We start from the raw sequence: 289 nt of genomic DNA, 5'->3' as shown, positions 1-289 counted from the left end.
TCCAAATTTCGTATCTAACATTCTTTGGTAATAACCATTTTTAGAGTTAGGTGCATCTTGAGGTTCTGTCTTCAGGAAATTTTGGATTTCCTCTCTAAGAATCATTTCTAATTTCTCTTGTACAAAATCCTTTACCATGTCTTCAATTTGTTTACCTAAGTCTAAATTGGGTATACTATTATTAGGCATGAGGCAAAGTCTCCTTTCATTTTAGGTTCTGGATAAACCTAGGGGGTACTTTGCCTTATTTTTTGCCTAAAAATGTTTACACATACTTTTATACATCATC

The 289-nt window shown here is 32.5% G+C and carries 1 pseudogene; it reads right to left on the bottom strand.

The window, feature by feature from the left end:
• Nucleotides 1-189: pseudogene (locus tag CN373_RS24765) on the bottom strand (IS256 family transposase); the annotation flags it as partial.
• Between the last annotated feature and the right edge of the window lie 100 nt (nt 190-289).

The organism is Bacillus cereus, assembly GCF_002561295.1.
GTDB lineage: Bacteria > Bacillota > Bacilli > Bacillales > Bacillaceae_G > Bacillus_A > Bacillus_A cereus_S.
The sequence above is the reverse complement of the archived record's forward strand: the minus strand, read 5'-3'. Positions and strand labels throughout refer to the sequence as shown.